Origin of the sequence: Arthrobacter sp. V1I9, assembly GCF_030817075.1 — a bacterium.
In the GTDB taxonomy this organism is placed as follows: Bacteria; Actinomycetota; Actinomycetes; order Actinomycetales; family Micrococcaceae; genus Arthrobacter.
Genome location: NZ_JAUSYU010000001.1, coordinates 1818560 through 1839596, shown reverse-complemented (window position 1 = coordinate 1839596; position 21037 = coordinate 1818560). Strand labels below are relative to the sequence as shown.

General features: G+C 66.7%; 14 protein-coding genes and 1 pseudogene. 6 read left to right on the top strand and 9 right to left on the bottom strand.

Going from position 1 to position 21037, the window contains the following annotated elements; genetic code table 11:
- Window positions 1-27 precede the first annotated feature (27 nt).
- The 5 genes from holA to leuS all read right to left on the bottom strand — a co-directional run bounded on the left by holA (window position 28) and on the right by leuS (window position 7667).
- A complete protein-coding gene (holA, locus tag QFZ70_RS08770) occupies window positions 28-1044 on the bottom strand; it encodes a DNA polymerase III subunit delta (protein WP_307094980.1) in 1017 nt (338 codons plus the stop codon).
- Window positions 978-3083 (bottom strand): ComEC/Rec2 family competence protein, encoded by a 2106-nt coding sequence (locus tag QFZ70_RS08765; RefSeq protein WP_307094979.1) that lies wholly within the window; start codon window positions 3081-3083, stop codon window positions 978-980. The genes holA and QFZ70_RS08765 overlap by 67 nt, the downstream gene beginning before the upstream one ends.
- 45 nt (window positions 3084-3128) lie before the next feature.
- The gene (locus QFZ70_RS08760) at window positions 3129-4037 is read right to left on the bottom strand and encodes a helix-hairpin-helix domain-containing protein (protein WP_307094978.1); all 909 of its coding nucleotides are present in this window, start codon (window positions 4035-4037) and stop codon (window positions 3129-3131) included.
- Between the two features lie 67 nt (window positions 4038-4104).
- Window positions 4105-5085, bottom strand: a complete 981-nt coding sequence (locus QFZ70_RS08755) for a DegV family protein (RefSeq protein WP_307094977.1) — start codon at window positions 5083-5085, stop codon at window positions 4105-4107.
- A 56-nt stretch (window positions 5086-5141) separates the two neighbouring features.
- Window positions 5142-7667, bottom strand: coding sequence for a leucine--tRNA ligase (gene leuS / locus QFZ70_RS08750; protein WP_307094976.1), 2526 nt, complete (start codon window positions 7665-7667; stop codon window positions 5142-5144).
- A gap of 292 nt (window positions 7668-7959) precedes the next feature.
- Here leuS and QFZ70_RS08745 point away from each other — a divergent pair, with 292 nt between their 5' ends.
- Together QFZ70_RS08745 and QFZ70_RS08740 are read left to right on the top strand one after the other, a co-directional pair.
- On the top strand, window positions 7960-9210 hold the full coding sequence (locus QFZ70_RS08745; RefSeq protein ID WP_307094975.1) for a PEP/pyruvate-binding domain-containing protein: 1251 nt from the start codon (window positions 7960-7962) through the stop codon (window positions 9208-9210).
- Window positions 9164-10375, top strand: a complete 1212-nt coding sequence (locus tag QFZ70_RS08740) for a PEP-utilizing enzyme (RefSeq protein WP_307094974.1) — start codon at window positions 9164-9166, stop codon at window positions 10373-10375. Before QFZ70_RS08745 ends, QFZ70_RS08740 begins: the two co-directional genes overlap by 47 nt.
- A 241-nt stretch (window positions 10376-10616) precedes the next feature.
- Here the strand turns inward: QFZ70_RS08740 and glpK are convergent, their stop codons facing one another.
- From glpK to QFZ70_RS08725, 3 genes are all read right to left on the bottom strand, one after another.
- Window positions 10617-12131, bottom strand: a complete 1515-nt coding sequence (glpK, locus tag QFZ70_RS08735; protein ID WP_307094973.1) for a glycerol kinase GlpK — start codon at window positions 12129-12131, stop codon at window positions 10617-10619.
- A gap of 54 nt (window positions 12132-12185) precedes the next feature.
- Entirely contained in the window at window positions 12186-12935 is a 750-nt protein-coding gene (locus QFZ70_RS08730) for an MIP/aquaporin family protein (protein ID WP_307094972.1), read from the bottom strand.
- Between the two features lie 89 nt (window positions 12936-13024).
- Window positions 13025-14839 (bottom strand): glycerol-3-phosphate dehydrogenase/oxidase, encoded by a 1815-nt coding sequence (locus QFZ70_RS08725; protein ID WP_307094971.1) that lies wholly within the window; start codon window positions 14837-14839, stop codon window positions 13025-13027.
- A gap of 165 nt (window positions 14840-15004) precedes the next feature.
- Here QFZ70_RS08725 and QFZ70_RS08720 point away from each other — a divergent pair.
- The 4 genes and pseudogenes from QFZ70_RS08720 to QFZ70_RS08705 all read left to right on the top strand — a co-directional run bounded on the left by QFZ70_RS08720 (window position 15005) and on the right by QFZ70_RS08705 (window position 18861).
- A pseudogene (locus tag QFZ70_RS08720) lies at window positions 15005-15938 on the top strand (sugar-binding transcriptional regulator).
- A 10-nt stretch (window positions 15939-15948) separates the two neighbouring features.
- Complete coding sequence (locus QFZ70_RS08715) at window positions 15949-16818, top strand: aldo/keto reductase (protein WP_307094970.1); 870 nt, start codon at window positions 15949-15951, stop codon at window positions 16816-16818.
- Window positions 16819-16825: 7 nt separating this feature from the next.
- Complete coding sequence (locus QFZ70_RS08710; RefSeq protein WP_307094969.1) at window positions 16826-17755, top strand: alpha/beta fold hydrolase; 930 nt, start codon at window positions 16826-16828, stop codon at window positions 17753-17755.
- The gene (locus tag QFZ70_RS08705; protein WP_307094968.1) at window positions 17752-18861 is read left to right on the top strand and encodes a glycosyltransferase family 1 protein; all 1110 of its coding nucleotides are present in this window, start codon (window positions 17752-17754) and stop codon (window positions 18859-18861) included. The genes QFZ70_RS08710 and QFZ70_RS08705 overlap by 4 nt, the downstream gene beginning before the upstream one ends.
- A 28-nt stretch (window positions 18862-18889) precedes the next feature.
- On the opposite strand, the gene QFZ70_RS08700 is transcribed toward QFZ70_RS08705, so the two are convergent.
- Complete coding sequence (locus QFZ70_RS08700; RefSeq protein ID WP_307094967.1) at window positions 18890-21022, bottom strand: primosomal protein N'; 2133 nt, start codon at window positions 21020-21022, stop codon at window positions 18890-18892.
- Between the last annotated feature and the right edge of the window lie 15 nt (window positions 21023-21037).

The window sequence follows — 21037 nt, the reverse complement described above, 5'->3', positions numbered from 1 at the left end:
CGGGTGCCTGCCTGGCGCGGGCGCGGATTACCTGCCCTGGACGGACATCGCGATCACCGTAACCGCGTGTTCCACGGCGTAGACAGGATCGCGGGACAGGCCCTTGACCTGGGCGTCAGCCTCCGCGGTTGCCTGGATGGAGCGGACCAAGCCGTCCGGCGTCCAGCGCCGGACGTCCCGCTGAGCCTGTTCAACGAGCCAAGGCTGCATCCCAAGGTCAGCGGCTATCTGGGCTGAAGAACCCGAAGCGCCGGCCACCCGGGCCACGGTCCGCAGCTTGGCCGCCAGCGCGGCTACGAGCGGAACGGGATCAGCTCCTGTGGCGAGGGCATGGCGCAGAGTGGACAGCGCGAGCGGGCCGTTTCCTGCCATGGCGGCGTCGGCCACCTTGAAGGCCGTGGCCTCGATCCGTCCGCCGTAGTAGCGGTCAACGATGTCGGTGGTCACCGTCGTGCCGGCGTCCGCGATCAGCTGGCTGCATGCCGCCGCCAGCTCTGAAAGGTTCGCTCCAACGGCATTGACCAGCGCCTGCACGGCGTCCTGCTCGATCCTCCGCCCGGCAGCTTTGAACTCGGCGGCGACAAACGCCACCTTGTCCGCGTCCTTTTTGAGCGGCTGGCAGTCCACCACCGGCCAGCCGGCCTTTTTGATCGCATCGAGCAACTTCTTGCCACGCACTCCCCCGCCGTGCCGCAGCACCAGGACAGCGTCGGACTCCGGATGGCCGAGGTAGGCAAGGGCGTCGGCGAGGAAAGCGTCGTTCATCGATTCAACAGCCTCGACTTCGATGAGCTTGCTTTCGCCGAAAAGGGACGGGCTGACCTGCATAAGCAGGGTCCCCGCCTCGTAGGCCGCGGCGTTGATGCGGCTGACCTCAACGTCCGGGGCGGCTGCCCGTACCTCTGCGCGGACACGGTCCATGGCCCTGATGCCGAGGTATTCTTCAGGTCCGGTGACCAGGACGACCGCAGCCGGGGTTACGTCGCGCCAGGTGGGGCCGTTCGACGCCGGCGAACGGGTTGCACGTTTCTGCGCAGCGGCCATCGGGGCTTCCTTCCGGATAGTTTTGTGCAGTATCCCAGCCTGCCATGTCCGGCGGCCCGGTCAAAGCCGGGACCGCGCGTTGGCAACACTCGCGGAGCGGACCTGCGCAGCGGCTCCCGGCTGCGGCGCGGTAACCCTCCGGCCGCGTTCCGCTCCAGCACTTCGATCAGGGAAACGGTGCGCTGATGCAAAGCCACCACACACCGAATGAGCCGGTGCGGGCGGACCACGGCCGCGACAGCCACGAGCGTCAGCACTGACAGGAACAGCATGGTCAGCATGCCCGCCATACCCTCGGGCCAGGGAAGGGCCGCGCCGGGAAGCTGCGAGGCAAACCTGGCGGTCGCCGCCACCCCCGCGCTGAACGTGCCCGCCACGGCGATCAGGAGTGTTCCTGCCCATGGGGCCAGCACCACCAGGGGCACGGCAGCTGTCCCCAGCAGCGTCACGGGTGCCACGAGCGGCGACGCAATGACGTTGGCCAGCAGCGAGTAGGTGGAAAACTGGGGCTGCAGCACAACAATCACCGGCCCGCACAGCAGTTGGGCGGACAGGGGAACAGCCACCGCAGCCGCTGCCCAGCGCGGAATGAATGCCGGGGTCCACGCCATGATGCGCTGGCCCAGGACGATGATCCCCAATGTTGCCAGGACGGACAGGAGGAACCCGAAACTCGATCCCAGCCCCGGGTCAACCAGCAGGAGGCCGATCACGGCAAGGCACAGGAAGCTCAGGCCACGCCCGGACCGGCCACCCGCCAGGGCGAGTACTGCCACCGCGCCCATCACTGCTGCCCGCAGGACGCTCGCATCCGGCCCAACAAGGAGCACGAACAGCCCGAGGCCCGCCACAGCCAGCACAGCCGAAGCCAGCCGGGGCAAGCGGAAACGCCGGCACAACAGCAGCAGCGCGCCGAGGACCAGGCTGCAGTTTGCCCCACTGACGGCCGTCAGGTGGGTCATACCCACGCTTTTCATGGCAGCGTTCAAGCCCTCATCGAGCGCACTGGTATCCCCGGTGACCATTCCCGGAAGCAGGCCGCGGGGATCCGGGGCCAGGAAAGAGGCAGCGGATACGAACCGTTCCCGCAGTTCCTTGGCTGCTCCCTGCAAGACTGGCGGACCAGCCGGCTGTCCTGGTCCGGAGGACGCTGTAAGGATGCCGGCCTCCTCCCGCCCGGGATCCGCGGAGCGAAGCTTTCCGGTTGCCCGGACCAGCTGGCCGGGCACCACAGTGCCCCAACCGCCGCCGCCAACCACCAGCAGCTGGGCCCGGGTCCGCAGCACAACACCGCCGGTACTGACGTCCCGCGTCCATACAGGTACGGACCAGCGTGCAGGCGGGCCGGCTTGGTTGGGTGCAGTCAGCGCACGGGGCGCTCCTGCCACTTCCAGTATGGCTACTACTGACTTTCCCGAAGAGACGGCGGCAGCGAGGGGACCGTCGTGCCGCTGGGTGGCTGCCACCGCCGAATGTGCTGCCGTCGTCGCGGCAAGGAGGAGGGCGACGGCGGTAGTGGTCAGGAAGCTGCGCCGGGCCGGTTTGCTGGTGCCCTGCCTCGCCGCCCGGCGGGTGCGGGATTTCACGGTACGGTGCAGCAGCAGGGCTGAAAGGACGAGCAGTGCGCAGCAAAGGCCGCCCAGTGCCATTGGGGGCAGCCAGAGCCCGGCGACGGAGGCACTCCAGACGAGCACGGCCGGCAGCGCCAGCCGGACGTCAGTGCGACGGCGTGGAGTTCCGCCGCTGGCCGGGTCTGCGTCCTGCCGCGCTTTCCTGGCGCCCTCCCGGAATCGGGCAGACTGCGAAACCCAAACCTGTTCGAGGCTTTTTCCGGGGCGACCGGCAGGGCCAGCGGGGCCCAGCAGCGTCCGGTGCGGTTGTACCGGGGTACCTTTCCCCGATCCCTCCCCGGTTGCTGACGGCCGTTCCATGGCGCCGGCTTGCTGCGCGTCCTGCCCGCCGGCCGCATGCCCCCGGACTGCAGACTCTACATAGCGGCTCCAGGGGCTCGACCCCGTCCCCGCTGTTCTGTTATCCATGTCGCCGCCCGACGCCCATCGTCATCATTGCACCTTGCCGTCGTGTCATATGGTCACCAGTGGCAGCAATGCTTCAAGCATCTTTGGACCGACACCGTCAATGGCGTCAAGGTCCTCGACCGCCTTGAACAGGCCATGTTCCTTGCGCCAGTCCACGATCCGCTGTGCCAGCACAGGGCCCACCTTCGGCAAACCATCCAGTTCCTCCACCCCGGCGGTGTTCAGGTTGATTTTCGATCCTGCCGGCCCTCCGGCAGTTCCGTCCGGGGAATCCCCGGCCACCAACCCGGCTGGATCCCCAGAGCCGGCTGGCAGCGGTTCGCCCTGCTGCGGGACATAGATCTTTTGTCCATCCTCCACAACCACGGCGAGGTTAAGGCGGTTCAGGTCAGCGCGGGGCCCGGCCCCTCCGGCCGCGGCAATGGCCTCGTGCACCCGGCTGCCGGCCGGCAACTGCACCACTCCTTGCCGAAGCACCGACCCGGCGACGTGAACCACAACCCTGCCCGAGGGTGCACTTTCCTGCGCGTCGGGCTCGCGACCCGCACGGCTGCCGCCACCGCTGTCCTCCTCCCCCGAGGCACTGTCCGCGGCTGTTGGGTCGGCGGTTCCGGGACTGACGCCGCTGAGCGGCAGGACCTCCGGCCTGCCGGACTCCGCCTGCCACCAAAACCAGGCACCGGCAGCCACCGCAAGGACGCCCAGGAGCACGCCCAGCCGAAAACTGAGGCGCCAGCGAACTGCGGGCCCCACGTCGATTGGGGCCCTGGCCGGACCTTCCCCCGTAAGGGCACGGCTCCCTTTTTCCCCGCCGTCAGTGCCCCGGTACTCGAAGGAGGGCCCGTCGTCGTCCCCAAGCAGCAGCCCACGGGAGTTGTCCCCCAGGGTAGCCTGCAGCCGGGACCTGGCGTGGCGCGCCCGTTCACCTGCTGCTCCAGCATCGCGGCGTGACATTCCCCCACGCTAAGAACAAGTCACAGCAGGCAACAGGGCAAAAGGCCGCTATGTGGAAAGGACGTGGTCAGGGGGCGTCGTGCACGGCAAAGTTATCGCCCACAATGACGGCGAGAACGCCCAGCCCCGCATGGGCAGCAAGTACGGCAGGAAGGGAGCTGATCTGAGCAGGAGGGCACTGCGGCAGGGCAGCGGCCAACCGTTCGGCCAGGCCCTCCGCTTCCGTTGCGTTCCCGAAATGGTGGACGGCAAGGCGCACGTCCGCAGAAGCGGTGCGGGCAGAAGCATCCGCGGCCACAATCTCCTCCAGCCGGGCAACTGCCCGGACGGCTGAGCGCACCTTCTCCAACGGAACGATCTTTCCTCCATCGACACCGAGGATGGGCTTAATAGCAAGCATCGTGCCCCACAAGGAAGCAGCCGCGCCGATCCGCCCTCCGCGTCGGAGCTGCTCGAGGCTCGGAACGTAGAAATAGACCTTGGTCCGGCCTGCCTGGCCGGCGGCAGCGGCAGCCACTGCCTCCGCATCGGCGCCTTCGCCGGCAACGCGCGCAGCTTCCTGGACGGCCATCCCCAGGGCCATGCCGACCGTTCCGGAATCGACCACTTCCACGGGTATGCCCACCCTGCCGGCCGCAAGCCGCGCGGCGTCTGCCGTGCCGGACAGGCCGCCCGAGATGTGCACGGACACTACCGCTTCAAAACCCCTGCGCTGCGCTGCCGCGTAGGCCTGTTCAAACTGACCGGGCGAGGGCCGGGAGGTCTTCACGGAAATCCCGCTGGCCAGGGCCAGCGCAATGGTTTCCGAGATATCGTCTTCGCCCTCGCCGTAGATCTCCTCGCCCACCATCACCGGCATGGGAATGACGGTGAGCCGTCCGTCGCCACTCAGGCCGGCGGCCCAGTCGGCGGGAAGCGCGGCGGCAGAATCAGTCACCACAGCAGTACGTACGACGGCGTCCGGCTGGGTTGCCGGAATTTCCTGCCGGCGGCGGGCCAGCAGGCGTGCACGGACCCAGGGCCAGGCGGCGGCGTCGCGGTGGGGCAAAGGGGCCTCCTGGAGTCACAGCGGGCCGCCGGAGGATTCCGGCGGCCCGGTCCGGCCTATGCCGGGACGATGTTGACCAGTTTAGGGGCGCGGACGATCACGGTGCGGATGCCGCGGCCGTCGAGGGCGCGCTGGACGTTGTCCGAGGCCAGCGCCAGTTCGCGCAACTGGTCCTCGGAGACGTCGGGCGAGACCTCAAGCCTGTCCCGGACCTTGCCCTGGACCTGAACCACCGCGGTGACGGTGTCCTGTACCAGCAGGGCCGCGTCGTGGGCCGGCCAGCCGGCGTTCGCCACCGAGGCCGGGTGGCCCAGGACGTTCCACATATCCTCCGCGGTGTAAGGCGCGAAGAGGCTGAGGATGACGGCAACCGCCTCGGCAGCTTCCCGTACCGCGGGATCAGACCCGCCGGCACCGGCATCTATGGTCTTTCGGGTCGCGTTGACCAACTCCATCAGCTTGGCCACCACCACGTTGAACTTGTTGTTGTCCAGCAGCGCCGCGGCGTCCGCGATGGTGCGGTGCGTGACCGAGCGCAGCGTGCGGTCCCCGGATGCGGGGTCAACAGAGGGTTCGCTGGTGACATCCTGCGCCAGCCGCCACGCGCGGGCCAGGAACTTCGCGGAGCCCGACGGCGAAACATCGGCCCAGTCGACGTCGTCTTCGGGAGGCGACGCGAAGATCATGGTGAGCCGGACGGCATCCACGCCGTACCTGTCCAGCTGCTCGCCGAGGTCAACGCCGTTGCCCAGGGACTTGCTCATGGCTTTGCCGCCGTTAAGGACCTGGCCCTGGTTGAGCAGGGCGCTGAACGGCTCGTCGGCGTCGATCATGCCCAGGTCGTGGATGACCTTGGTGAAGAAGCGGGCGTAGAGCAGGTGCAGGATGGCATGCTCCACACCGCCCACATACTGGCCTACCGGCATCCAGTCGTTAATTTTCGCCGGGTCGAAGGGACCCTCCGTGAACTCCGGGGAGACGAAACGCAGGAAGTACCAGGACGAGTCCACAAAGGTGTCCATGGTGTCGGTGTCGCGCTTGGCCGGTCCGTGGCAGTTGGGGCATTCAACATTGACCCAGGCCTCTGCGGCAGCCAGCGGGGACGTCCCCTTCGGCGACAGGTCCTCGCCGCGGAGGTCTGCCGGCAGGGTGACGGGCAGCTGCTCATCAGGCACGGGAACCTCGCCGCAGGACGGGCAGTGGATGATCGGGATGGGGGTGCCCCAGAACCGCTGGCGGCTGAGCAGCCAGTCGCGCAGCCGGAAGTTCACGAACTTCTCTCCGGTGCCCTGGCGTTCCAGGATGGCGATCGCGGCCGGGATGGCCTCAGCCTTGGGCAGTCCGTCCAGGTCCCCGGAGTTGATCAGCGTGCCCTCCCCCGCGGTGGCCGTGCCGGACACTGCGGGGTCTTCCTCGCCGGTGTTCAGGACGGCACGTACCGGGAGGCCGAACTTCCGCGCGAAGTCGAGGTCGCGCTGGTCGTGGGCGGGCACGGCCATGATGGCCCCCGTGCCGTAGTCGGCCAGGACGTAGTCAGCTGCCCACACAGGCAGCTTCTCCCCGTTCAGCGGGTTGACGGCGTAACGGCCGGTGAAGACGCCCGTCTTCTCCCGTTCCGTGGACTGGCGTTCGATTTCGGTGAGCGCTTTGACCTGCTCACGGTATTCGTCCAGGGCAGCCGCGTGTTCATGCGTAACCAGTTCGACGGCGAGCGGCGCGTCCGCGGCAACGACAAAGAAAGTTGCGCCGTACAGGGTGTCGGGACGGGTGGTGAAGACCGTGACGTCCTTGGCAGGCTTGCCGCCGTCGCCTTCGATCACGAAGTTGACGTGCGCACCCTCGGAACGGCCGATCCAGTTCTTCTGCATTGCCAGCACCCGCTCGGGCCAGTGGCCCCGCAGCTCATCCATGTCATCGAGCAGCCGGTCAGCGTACTCGGTGATCTTGAAGTACCACTGGTTCAGGGACTTCTTGGTGACGGTGGTGCCGCAGCGTTCGCAGGCGCCGTTGACAACCTGCTCGTTTGCCAGCACGGTCTGGTCCTTGGGGCACCAGTTGACCGGTGAATCCTTGCGGTACGCCAGGCCGCGCTCGTAAAAGCGCTTGAACAGCCACTGGGTCCAGCGGTAGTACTCGGGGTCCGAGGTGTGCAGCCGGCGGGACCAGTCAGCGGAGATGGCGTAGCGCTTGAAGGACGCGGCCTGCGTGTCAATGTTGGCGTAGGTCCACTCACTGGGATGGGCGTTGCGCTTGATGGCGGCGTTCTCGGCGGGCAGGCCGAAGGAGTCCCAGCCGATCGGGTGCAGGACGTCGTAGCCCTGCTGGCGAAGGTAACGGGCCACGACGTCACCCATGGCAAACGCTTCGGCGTGCCCCATGTGCAGGTCCCCGGACGGGTAGGGGAACATGTCCAGCACGTAACGCCGCTCCCGGGACCCGTCGTCGACAGGGGTGAAGACCTTGAGGTCTTCCCACACCTGCGGCCATTTGGCCTCCATTGCGGCAAAACTGTACGTACCCTCCTCGGGCACCTCCGCCGACACTGCTGCTGTTCCGGTCTCTGTCTCCGGCTGAACGCCCACTGCTGCCCTCTTCTGTTCTGTTACGGCATCTGTGCTGCCATAACGGCCTGATCCTCCTGCCGCGGCCCGGAAACAAGCCCGGACACACAAAAGCCCCTCTCCATGGAGGGGCTGCCGCACGGTTATCCGTTGTTTCGGATGCCGGGCGGCTAACTAAGCAGAAGGATCGCACGCATGCAACCACTTTAGCGCACCCCGGGGCCAGGACGTTGAGCGGCTGACCTGTACCGCCGGCGCCCTGCGTCACTAGACTTGAGCCGGCAATCCAGCTACGTTCCCGGCAGGTGGCTCCTTGGGCAATGACTCTGGTGATGAGTTGGGCGATGACGCCGGTGCTGCTTTCAGTGCCGGCCCCTCTGGAGGCGCCCTTTTTCCGCGCCTGGGCGGACCTCTTCCCCTGACGCGGGAGGAGGCCGGCAGCAAAGCCGCAGCCCTGTCCGAACTGAAATCCGCAGGGTTTCCCGTTCCTCCCGGCTTCGTCGTCACACGCGCGGCTTTTGACGCCCGGTCGGAAGACAACCAGGATGCGTGGGACCGCCAGCTGCAGGCCGCCGCCCTCATGGCCGGCCCCGGGCCGTACGCGGTCCGCTCCTCGGCCGCGGCCGAAGACCTGCCCGGTGCCTCCTACGCCGGGATGTATGAAAGTTACCTGGACGTGCCGGGCGGAGACCTTCCGTCAGCCATCATCCGCTGTTTCGGTTCGGCTGACGCCGGCCGTGTCCGGGCCTACCAAGAATCCCTCCGCCTGCGGCCGGCCGACCACGCAAATGTTGTACTACACGCCGATCCGGACGCCCTGCCGGACGCTGGCGACGCAGCTCCCGCCGGCGTCGGGACCATGGCGGTCCTCGTGCAGCAGATGGTGGACGCCGCGGCTGCCGGCGTTGCCTTCACCGCGAATCCCTTGACCGGAGCCCGGGACGAGACGGTGATTTCCGCTGTGAAGGGGCTCGGGGAAAGTCTGGTGGGAGGGCGGGAGCGCGGCGAGGAGTGGTTGGCGCGGAGTGGACGGGTCAGCCGCAGGAGTGGTGCTGCTGCCGCGCCGCCAGGATCTGTGCTGACGAGGCAAAGCGCGACGGCGGCCGCCGCCTTGGCAGGCAGCGTCGCCCGGCACTTCGGCTGCCCGCAGGACGTGGAGTGGGCGATGGACCGTTCCGGGCGTGTCCAGGTCCTGCAGGCGCGTCCGATGACAGCCGTTCCGGAACCGGCGGTGTGGCGGGCCCCGGGAAAGGGCGCCTGGCTTCGGAACTTCCGGCTCGGTGAATGGCTGCCGGAACCTGTTACACCGCTCTTTATGGACTGGATCATTTCCTGCATGGATGCCGCCTACAACGATGCCGTTTTCCGCTCGACGGGCCTTCGGGTTCCCATGGGCAATGCCACAGTGAATGGCTGGTACTACGTGGCCCCGCCAACACCCCGGGCCCCTCCCCCACCTGGTTTTTGGCGGCGCGCCGCGCTCGTTGCCCTATTTCTTCACCTCGGTGGTCCGCCCCATGATCGACCCTGCCGGTGCAGACCGCGCCGTCCTGCGGGACCTTGAGCTGGAATGGCGCAGCCAACGCCTCCCTGCCTACCGCAGGCTGGTGGACAGTTACAAGGGTGTCCCGCTGCCGCCAACCCTGGCCGGGCGGATGGACCTCATTGGACAAGTGGCGCGCGCGGCCGGACAGTATCTCTGGTTCTTCGCCGCCACGGGCGGGGCGGCCTGGAAAATGGAGCTGGTCCTGGCCAGATTCTGGCGCAGGCACCTTGCTCCCGCCTTAGCCACCCGGCAGGAGCAGGGACTGTACGACGGCGGCGGCTACCAGGTGCTGCTCGGCGGCCTTGCCCCGGCGTTGCCGGCCAGAGTCGACCACGCCGTCTACAGCCTCGACTGGTACCACCCTACGGCGGGCGAAGAGCCAGGCCCTGCGGTCCCGTCCGCTGGTGACTTCCGGAGTGCCGCCGCCGCTGCTGCCGCGGCCAATCGACGGCGGGCAGCGGAGGAGGCTTGCCGCTCGATCCTCGAGGACTCCCGCCGGCTGCGCCGGTTCGACCGTTTACTTGCGGTTGCCCAGCACTATGCCCTGCTCCGGGAGGAACAGGTGCGGGACTTTACCCTGGGCTGGCCGCTGCTTCGCCGTTGCGCCGCCGAAATTGGGAAGCAGCTGGAACAGGCGGGCATCATCAACAGCCCGGACGACGTCTACTTCCTGACAAAACAGGATCTTCGGCTCGACGCGCCGCCGCAGCAGGACAATGTAGCTGGACGCCGGCAGGACTGGCTTCGCCAACGGAAACTGGCCGCGCCGCTGGTGCTTGGCGGGCTTCCGATGTTCGGCAACACCTTCGACCGGGTGGCCAACACGGCCCGCAGCACAGCCAATCTTCCCCACGGCGCGCTGGTGGGCCACCCCGCAAGCCCCGGCCGGGCCAGGGGCCGGGTCCGCATCGTCGAAGGCCCCGGGGACTTTGCACAGTTCCAACCGGGCGAGGTCCTGGTGACCAGGGCAACAGCACCAGCCTGGACTCCGCTGTTCGCCCAGGCGGCAGCGGTGGTCACGGACGGAGGCAACCTGGCAGCCCACGCCTCCCTGGTAGCCCGCGAATACGGCATCCCGGCAGTAGTAGGAACAGGCACCGCCACCCAAGTCCTTAGAACAGGCCAACTGGTAACAGTAGACGGCAACGCAGGCACCATCGAAACCCACGGGGACTGCCGCTAAGGAACCCCGCCGCTTGTGAAGGCGGCACAGAGAAATAGCAAGGGAGGCGGCCCCCTAACCTCACAGCCACGAGGGCCAAGTTGACCCGGTGAACAAAAAGGGCCAGAGGCTCCCCCGCCATGGTGTGGTGGGCACTCGTGAGGGGCCCACTGCTGCGAGGGCCCCGACACGAGCTTGCGAGTGTTGGGAGCAGCAGGGGACGGGCGGGGAGTCTCTGGCCCTTTTTGGGAGTCGTGAGGATCTACCGCACGTCCGCGTCTACCCAATCCATGGACTTCGTGACGGCCTTCTTCCACTGCCGCATCTGGCGGTCCTGTTCGGCCTGGTCCAGCTGGGGTTCCCAGCGCTTGTCCTCGGACCAGTTGGAGGACAGTTCGCCGAGGTCCTTCCAGAAACCGACAGCGAGGCCGGCGGCATAGGCCGCGCCCAGGGCGGTGGTCTCCACCACCTTCGGCCGGATCACGGGAACGCCAAGGATGTCCGCCTGGAACTGCATCAGCGCATCGTTGGCCACCATGCCGCCGTCGACCTTCAACTCCGAGAGCGGAACGCCTGAGTCGGCGTTGACGGCGTCGAGCACCTCGCGGGTCTGGAACGCCGTGGCTTCCAGCGCTGCCCGGGCAATGTGGCTCTTGTTGACGAACCGGGTGAGACCCACAATTGCGCCCCGGGCGTCGGAACGCCAATACGGTGCAAAGAGCCCGGAGAACGCCGGGACGATGTACACGCCGCCGTTGTCCTTGACGGACGCAGCGAGGGTTTCCACTTCCGGGGCGCTGCTGATCATGCCCAGGTTGTCCCGCAGCCACTGGATCAGCGAGCCGGTGACAGCGATGGAGCCTTCCAGTGCGTAGTGGGGTGCCGCGTCGCCGAGCTTGTAGCCGACCGTGGTCAGCAACCCGTTCTTCGAATGGATGATTTCCTCACCGGTGTTGAAGATCAGGAAGCAGCCGGTTCCGTAGGTGTTTTTGGCTTCACCGGTCTGGAACGCGGCCTGGCCGAAGGTGGCTGCCTGCTGGTCGCCGAGGATGCCCGCCACGGGAACCTCGCGCAGAAGCTGCGAGGTGTGGACCGTGCCGTAAACCTCGGAAGAGGACTTGATCTCCGGCATCATGGACCGCGGAACGCCGAAGATGCCGAGGATTTCCTCATCCCACTGCAGCGTGTCCAGATCCATGAACAGCGTGCGCGACGCGTTGGTCACATCGGTGACGTGGACACCGCCGTCCACCCCGCCGGTGAGGTTCCACAGGACCCAGGCGTCAGTGTTGCCAAAGACCAGGTCGCCCGCTTCAGCCTTCTGCCGGGCGCCCTCCACGTTATCCAGGATCCACTTGATCTTGGTGCCGGAGAAATAGGTGGCCAGCGGAAGGCCGACCTTCTGCTTGAACCGGTCCGCTCCCCCGTCCCTCGCCAGCTCGTCCACGATGTCCTGGGTGCGGGTGTCCTGCCACACGATGGCGTTGTAGATGGCTTCGCCGGTGGTCTTGTCCCACACCACGGCAGTTTCGCGCTGGTTGGTGATGCCGACGGCGGCAACATCATGCCGCGTCAGGCTGGCCTTGGAGAGGGCGGAGGCGATGACCTCGCGGGTGTTGTTCCAGATTTCGGCGGGATCGTGTTCCACCCACCCCGCCTTGGGGAAGATCTGTTCGTGTTCCATCTGGCCGGAGGAGACGATGCTGCCGCTGTGGTCAAAAATGATGGCGCGGGTGCTGGTGGTTCCCTGGTCGATGGCGATTACGTACTGGCTCATGGTGACGTCCTTGTCTGTGTCGGTGCTGTTTTTGGCAGTGGCTTAGGTGGGAGGTCAGGCTGCTGCTGTGGCAATGATCGGGACCAGCCGCGCTACAACGCCGCCCAGGACGCCGCCGACAATCGGCCCAACCACGGGAATCCAGGAATAGCCCCAGTCGCTGGAGCCCTTGCCCCTGATGGGCAGCAGGGCGTGGGCGATGCGCGGACCGAGGTCGCGGGCGGGGTTGATGGCGTAGCCCGTCGGGCCGCCGAGGGATACACCGATGCCGACAACCAGCAGTGCAACGGCCAGCGGTCCCAGGCCGGAGGGCGTCCCGCCGAAGGTGAGGATAACGAACACGAGTACGAAGGTGCCGATGATTTCGGTGACCAGGTTCCACGGGGTGGAACGGATGGCCGGGCCCGTGGAGAAAACGGCGAGCTTGCTGGCAACTTCCTCCTCGGCGTCGAAATGCTGCTTGTAGGCGAGCCAGCAAACGACGGCGCCGAGGAACGCGCCCAGAAGTTCCCCGCCGATGTAGGTCAGCGTTGACGCGAAATCCACGGGAACGTCAGGGGCGTATTCCTCGGCTCCGTTTGCGAGCAGGCCAAGCGTCACCGCCGGGTTAAGGTGCGCGCCGGACCTCGCGGCCACATAGACACCCGCGAAAACTGCAACACCCCATCCCCAGGTGACCATCAGGAACCCGCCGCTGTTGCCTTTGGTTCCCCGCAGGGCAACGTTGGCGACGACACCGCAACCCAGCAGGGTCAGCATCGCCGTTCCGAAGACTTCGGAAAGGAAAACAATTCCAAGAGACATCTTTGACTCCTCTATTTTCTGTTGTCAGTCCTTCGCGGGTTGAAGGACCGTGGACCGGGGCGGTCCAGCGCCCCGGCGGCCAGCCTGTCCTATGCGACCAGGCTGTGCGTTTCTACGCGGTGGAACCGCTGCAGCACATCCTGCGCGTGCCGGATCTCGGCTGCCCGTGCTGCGGAATCCCACCCCAAGGGAACGGCGAGTACGTCCGCCATCTCGTTGAGCAGCTCTCCCGTCACAAGGCCGCGGAAGGCCAGGGAAGTGCGGCGGATGAGGACATCCACGAGGTGCCCAACCTGCTCATGGGACGCCATGAACTCCAGTTCACGGACACTGAGTTCGCGGGTGGAGTGCAGCAGGCGGTCCGGCCCGCCATCGAGGTGTGCCATGACCGATTCCGCCCGCGTTCCGTACCGGGTCAGCAACCCGGCGGTCCGGTCCGCGTCGCGGCCGTCCGTCATGTGCTCCTTGATCCACTTCTGCACGCCTGACTCGTCCGCGGGGAAGCCGGCGCCGCCGCCGATGGCGAGCTGCGCCGTCGAGACTTTCCGCTGCATGCCGAGTTCGGCGAGGACGTCGTTGGTGAGGTGTTCAGCCAGTGCACGGAAGGTGGTCCACTTGCCTCCAACCAGGCTCATAACGACGGCGCCCGCCCCGGCGGTGCTGCTTCCCGGGCCCTGGCGCTCTATCCGGTAATCCCGTGAAACGAATCCGGGCTGGGTTGCGTCATGGCGGGGCAGCGGCCGCACACCGGAGAACGTGTAGACAATCTGTTCGCGCTTGACGGCAATGGTCGGGAAGACGTGGCCGATGAGTTCGAAGAAGTACTCGATTTCCTCGTCAGTGCAGACGGCGTCCTGGGCCATGTCGGCGTCCACGTCCGTCGTGCCGACCAGGACGCGGTCCCCCATGGGATAGATGAGGACGATCCGGCCGTCGGTGTGCTCGAAGAAGATTTCACGTCCCCGGCAGGCGGCAAGGAGCTCCGGGTGGTCCAACACAATGTGCGAACCCCTGGTACCGCCCATGAACGCGGAGGTTCTTCCCATGGCTTCGTTGGTGAGGTCCACCCAGGCGCCCGTGGTGTTGACGATGACGTCCGCGGTGAAATTGAACTCCTCACCGGTCAGCTCATCCCGCAGCCTGACCGTGCTGCCCCTGCCGGTGCCGCGGTTGGGCTCGCCGGTCATGGATATCAGTGACAGGTAGTTGCTGGCACGGGCGGTGCTGCCCTGGGCATTGGTACCGGATGCGCGGCCGGCTTTTTCGCCGTCCTGCAGGACATCGAGCGTGAGCCGCTCGGGGTTGTGCACGGAAGCATCAAAGTAGGTGGCCGCATACTTGACGTCCGGACGAAGGCCGGGAAGTTCTGCGAGGGCGCGTTGGCGGCCCCTGAACTGGTGCCGTGGCACCGTGCCGCCGTCGCGGGAAAACGAGTCATACAGGCTGAGTCCGAGCTTGATGAGGAAGGCGCCGCGCTCCTTGGGCTTCCCCTGCTGCTTGTGGGTGAGGAAACGCAGCGGGGCCGCAAGCACTCCCGAGAAGGTACTGAAGATGGGGATGGTGGTCTGAAGGGGCTTGACGTAGTGCGGTGCGATCCGCAGCAGCCGGTTGCGCTCCACCACTGACTCCCGGACCAGCCGGAACTCGCCGTTCTCGAGGTAGCGGATGCCGCCGTGAATCATGTGCGAGGACGCTCCGCTGGCCCCCTGGCAGTAGTCACCGCGTTCCACGAGTGCAACGTCCACTCCCTGCAAGGCCAGGTCGCGGAAAGTTCCCACCCCGTTGATCCCGCCACCCACCACCAGCACCTTGGCATGCGGACGGAGCCGCAGGTTGTGCACTGATGCGCGCTCGGTTCCCGGTTTTGGTGCTCCCGGGCGGGCAGGTAAATCCTTGGGTCCCAAAACAACTCCCTTGGGCTTTGTGTGGCGCGGACACAGCTAAGTGATCCACCGTTCTCAACTATTGTTTGGAGTAATGGAAAATGGAGTCAAGCGATATGCACAAACGTGCAGAACGGAGTTCCCGTGGACCCTTCCCGGCATGCTGACGCCCTTCGAGCTGCACAAATGTATTACCTGCAGGACCTCACCATGGACGCCATCGCCCGCGAGCTGCGCACATCCCGCTCCACAGTTTCACGCCTCTTATCCTCGGCCCCGGGACTCTGGACTGGTCCAGGTCCAGATCCGCAACCCCCTGGACACCGGACCGGAGCTTGAGGGCCTGATCCGCCGCCGGTACGGGGTTGACGCCCACGTTGTGCCCGTGGTGGAAACACTTAATGAGGCTGAAACCCTGGACCGGGTGGCGATGCAGGCGGCCCGCACCATCGGTCCGCTGGTGGATTCCAATGCGATAATCGGCGTCGCCTGGGGTTCCACCCTCAGCGCCGTCAGCCGGCACCTGACGAGGAAGATTACCCACGACAGCGTGGTGGTGCAGTTGAACGGTGCCGGCAATATGCACACAACAGGCATTACCTACGCAAGCGACATCATGCGCCGCTTCGGCAGTGCCTACGGTGCGCGCGTGGAACAGTTCCCGGTACCCGCCTTTTTCGACCACGCGGCCACCAAAACGGCCATGTGGAATGAACGCAGCGTGCAGCGCATTCTTGAACTCCAGGCGAAGATGAGCATCGCAATTTTCGGCGTCGGATCAGTGGACGCCGATTACCCCAGCCACGTCTATGCCGGCGGATATCTGGACGAGGGCGACCTCACCACCCTGGCGACGTCCGACGTCGTGGGCGACGTCGCAACCGTATTCTTCCGTGCTGACGGTTCCTCGGACGGGATCGTCCTCAATGAACGGTCCACCGGCCCGGCCCTCGCCGAACTTCGGCAGGTCCGCCGCAGGATCTGCGTGGTTTCCGGGGTCTCCAAGATCAACGGGCTCAAAGGCGCACTGGCCGCGCGCCTCGCTACGGACCTGATCCTCGACGAAGCCACCGCGCGGCGCTTAGTGGGACTGGAGGGGCTGGCTGTGGCAAGTAGGTAGAGTCATGGCTATGAGGATCTCCCCGCGGCTGAGCCTGAACAACGGCGTGCTGATCGACCAACTGGGCTACGGCCTGTACAAGGTGCCGTCATCCGATGCGGCCGGACTCGTTGCCATGGCTCTCGGTTCCGGGTACCGCCACTTCGATACCGCTGCCATGTACGGAAACGAGTCGGGGGTGGCGCGCGGCATCAGTTCCGAGCCCGGTACGCAGCCGGGCAGCGGCGGTTCCGGTGAACTTTTCCCTGCACCCGCCCGGGAGGACATCTTTGTCACCACCAAGGTATGGAACGACCACCATGGCTACGACGCCACCCTGCGTGCGTTCGACAGCTCAATGGTCAACCTGGGCCTCGACTACGTGGATATGTACCTCATCCATTGGCCCTGCCCCCGGCGCGGACTGTTTCCCGAAACCTACCGGGCCATGGAGACGCTCTACCGGGAGGGAAAGGTGCGGGCCATCGGTGTCAGCAACTTCCAGCCTGCACACCTTGACCGGCTCCTGCAGACGGCAGAGGTAACACCTGCGGTCAACCAGATCGAGTTGCACCCCTGGCTCCAGCAGCAGGAACTGCGGAAGATCCACGATGACCTCGGGATCAGGACCGAAGCGTGGAGCCCCCTGGGCCGCGGACACGTGCTGGCCGACCCGGTCGTTCAGGCATGCGCCGCCGAACACGGCAGGACAGCGGCGCAGATCATCCTCCGCTGGCACATACAACTGGGAAACATTGCCATCCCCAAGGCAAGCTCCGAGGCGCGCATCCGGGAAAACCTGGACGTCTTCGGCTTCGAGCTCTCGGCCAGGGACATGGATGCGCTCGCCGGGCTGGACCGCGGACAGCGCACCGGTTCCCACCCGGATAACGTCAATTAGGATCTGTATGAAAACCACATCCCCGGGGCAGTCCCCCGCGCCCGCCTTCTTCAGCCCGGAACTGGCAGGCCGTACGCGCGACTCATCCCTGCAGCTTGCAGGGGGGAAGGTGGCCTTTTGGACCTATGAGCCTGTGCAGGTGACCCCTGGGACCCGGACCATCCTGGTGATCCACGGGTTCCGCGGCGACCACCACGGACTCCTTCGCGTGGCCGATCAGCTTCCGGAGATGAGGATCATCATGCCGGACCTGCCTGGCTTCGGCAGCTCAGACGCTTTTGGGTCCGGTGAACACACAGTGCCGGGCTACGGCGCGTTCATCACCGAGTTCATGGCGGCCCTCGGCCTGGGGCCGGACACCGTTCTGCTGGGGCACTCCTTCGGATCCATCATTGCCGCCCACTTCGTGGCCGCCCATCCCGGCGCCGTAAATCCCCTGGTCCTCATCAACCCCATCGCCGCGCCTGCGCTGGAAGGTCCCAAAGGAGTGATGACAAGGCTGGCCGTGCTGTACTACCGGCTTGCCGCCCGCCTGCCCCGCCCGCTTGGGCTTGCCCTGCTGCGCAGCCCCGCGATTGTCCGGGTGATGAGCGAAACCATGGCCAAGACGGGCGACCGGGACCTCCGGCGCTTCATCCACGGCCAGCACCACGCCTACTTCAGTGCGTTTGCCAGCCGGGACAGCCTCCTCGAATCGTTCACCGCCTCCGTCAGCAGCCATGTGGCCGAGGTGGCCGGCAGCCTGACCCTGCCGGTGCTGCTCATCGCCGGTGAGGAGGACGAGATTGCCATGCTGCCGGACCAGCACCGGCTCGCCGCCCTGCTGCCCGACGGCGAACTTCAGGTCATTCCGGGCGTTGGCCATCTGATCCACTACGAGACGCCGGAGCCCGCGGCCGGCTACATCCGCCGCTTCCTGAAGGACCACCCCGCGTGAAGATTGTCATCGACGCCCGTTTTACCAGGACCGACCACCACGACGGCATCAGCCGCTACGGCGCCAGCCTGATCGCGGCCACTTCGAAGATCGCTGATGTTTCCATGCTGATCTCCGACATCCGCCAGCTCGCCCTGCTGCCGGATGTTCCGCACACGCTGATTAACAGCCCCCTCTCCCCCGCGGAACTGTTCGTTGCCCGCAGGATCAATCCGCTGGGTGCGGACGTGGTGGTCTGCCCGATGCAGACGATGGGCACCTGGGGCCGCAAGTACGGGCTGGTCCTGACCCTGCACGACCTCATCTATTACGAGCACCCGGCACCCCCGGGTTTCCTGCCCGCGCCTGTGCGGCTGCTCTGGCGGCTCTACCACAAGGCATACTGGCCCCAGCGCCTGCTCCTCAACCGGGCCGACGTCGTCGCCACCATCAGCCGGACCACTGAGGCCCTGATCGCCAAGTACCGGCTCACGGGCAAACCCGTCCGGATTATCAGCAATGCGCCGCAGCCGGCCCAGGAGCCCCGCGTCCCGGAAGCCGGTGCCGAACTTTCCCTCGTGTACATGGGCTCATTCATGCCGTACAAAAACGTGGAAACCATGGTGGCCGGCATGGCGGACTTGCCCGGCTTCACGCTGCACCTGCTTAGCCGGGTAACCCCGCAGCGGCGCGCCGAACTGGAGAAGCTCGTTCCCCCCGGAGCCCGCGTGGTCTTCCATAACGGCGTCACCGACGAGGAGTACGCCTCCTTCCTGAAAACCGCCACCGCACTGGTGAGCCTTTCGCGGGCTGAAGGGTACGGCCTGCCACTCGTCGAGGCCATGGCCCTGGGCACACCGGTCATCGCCAGCGACATCCCCATTTTCCGGGAAGTGGGCGGCGATGCCGCCAGCTACGTTGACCCTGCCTCGCCCCGGCAGTTCGCGGAAGCCGTAAAAAAGCTGCAGGACCGGGAGGGGTGGGAGGAAACCTCACGGCGTTCCGTCGAACGTGCCGGGGAGTTCAACTGGGATGAGTCTGCCCGACAGCTGGTGGACGTGGCCCACGACATCGTCGCGCAGCGCGGAGGCAAAATTAACCAGCGCCGCGGCGAACAAGCGCAGTGACGCGGAGCGCAGCAGCACGCAGGCCCCGCTACAGTACGTCCACCCCGTCCAGACGCACCTGGACCGGTTCCGCGCTCCGCTTTGCGGCCGTCGCGGAACGGGTTGCGCGCAGGACACGGGTCACCGCCGCGGCCTGGCCATAAGGAAAGAACAGGAGCGTCCGGACATCCTCCGCCGGGCCGCGGGTGGAGGGCGGGCCGGTGAGAATAAGAGGCGCAGGGCCTGCAGTGCGGAGGAGGAAGCCGGTTTGTTCCAGTTGCGCCGACACTGCACCTGAGAAATGCTGGACGGCGTCGCGGGGGCCTGTGACTGAGGCAATGCGCACCGCCGGAGGAAGCTGCAGCTCCTCCCGGAGGGAAAGCTCACGCAGGGCGTAGCCTGCCGGATCCCATCTCAGCAGCGCGCCCACTGCGCCAGTGTCCGTTGCGGTAACCACCACGAGGCCTCCCTCAGCGCCAGGCCGCACCAGGGACGCGGCGTTGAACCAGCGGCGCACAGCATCTTCACCCGCCCGCAGCGTCTCCCGGCGGAGCAGGGAATCCCCGTCCAGCAGCAAGGCGGCGGCATATCCCCCTTCTGCTATCGGCTCGGCTCCCACCGTAGCCACCACCAGGGCCTTGCCGCTGGTGACGTGTGCCTTGACCTGGTCGCCCGAGGACGTGATGACGGTTTTACCCGGGAAGGCCCGGCCCAGCTCCTCGGCGGTGCGGATCACGCCTGTTGCGCCCCTGCGGAGTTTGCGGCCGTTGCAGTGCGTGCAGTGCCAGTCCGGTGCAGGGGTGGAGCACCACCGGCATTGGGGCAGGGCGGAGGTTCCGCTGGCCCCGGCCACAGCCAACGGACCTTGGCAGGCACCGCACCGTGCCGGCTCCCGGCAGCTGTCACACACCAGCGACGGCGCGTAGCCGGCCCGGGCCACCTGCACCAGGACCGGCCCCCGCTCGAGACCTTCCTTGGCGGCCCGCCACGCAGCGCCCGGAAGGCGTGCAATCCTGGCCAGCGGATCCCGCTCCTGCTCAAAGCTGTCCGCCGTATTAACCACGCGCGGGACGGTGCGGCGGACCACCGTGCGGTCGGCTTCGACAGGCAGGGCCCAACCTGTCTCGACGAGCCGTTGGACCTCCGTGCTGCGGGCATGCCCGGCCATCAGGCAGGCCGCCCCTGCCTGTTCGGCGCGCAGGAGCAGGACTTCGCGGGCGTGGGCGTAGGGCGCACGCTGCTCGATGTGGAGGTCGTCGCCGTCGTCCCAGCACACCACGAGCCCCAAGTCCTTGACCGGAGCGTAGGCAGCGGACCGGGTCCCGATGGCGATGCGGGCGGTTCCGGCCAGGACCCGCAGGAAGTTCTGGTACCGGGGTGTGGGTCCGTCCTCGGCCGTCAGGCGGGCTACGGCCTGGTCCGGCAGCAGAGCCTCCACCGCATTTTCAAGCCGGTCCAGGTCCCGGTTGTCCGGCACTACCACTACGGCTCCCCGGCCGGAGGCGTAGGCGGCGGCAATGGCCTGGGCCAACAGCTGCGGCCAGCCGGCGGAGCCGTAGCCCTGCAGTGGGTTCAACACCGCCCGTGGCGAGCCGCCGTCCTTCAGATGCCGCAGGAAGGCAGGACCGTTCCGGTAGCTTGTCCACGCACTGTCCGCGGAAGGGTCCGCTGCGCCGCCGGCGGGTTCAGTCGGGCTTTCCGCTTCGGGCTCCGCGGAAGGCGGATACGTCTTTTCGAGCCGCGCAACCCGCGGAGGAACGGCAACACGGAGGACGTCGCTGACGGTCCCCGCGTAACGGGCGGCGACGGCGGTGACAAGGTCGCGGATCTCCGGCGCCAGGACGGGAACCGCGGAAACAACTTTCGCCAGCGGCAACAGGGTGTGTCCGGCGTTGGATTCCGCCGCCCGTTCCATGATGAACCCGCTGAGGTCCTGGCCGTTGAACTTCACCTTGACCCTGACGCCGGGCTGCGCATCCTCATCGAGGGCGGCAGGAACACCGTAGTCGAAGGGCCGGTCCAGGTGGGGCAGGGAGGATTCCACGAGCACCCTGGCCACCGGCAGGTGGTCCGCGAACTGCCGGCCTATGGGCTGGTGGCGGGACGGGAAGCCCTGCAAAAGGGACGGCTGCACGGCTCCCGGAAGATCCAGTGCAGGTTGTGCGGAATTGTCAGCAACCACTTCGGTTACCTCCGT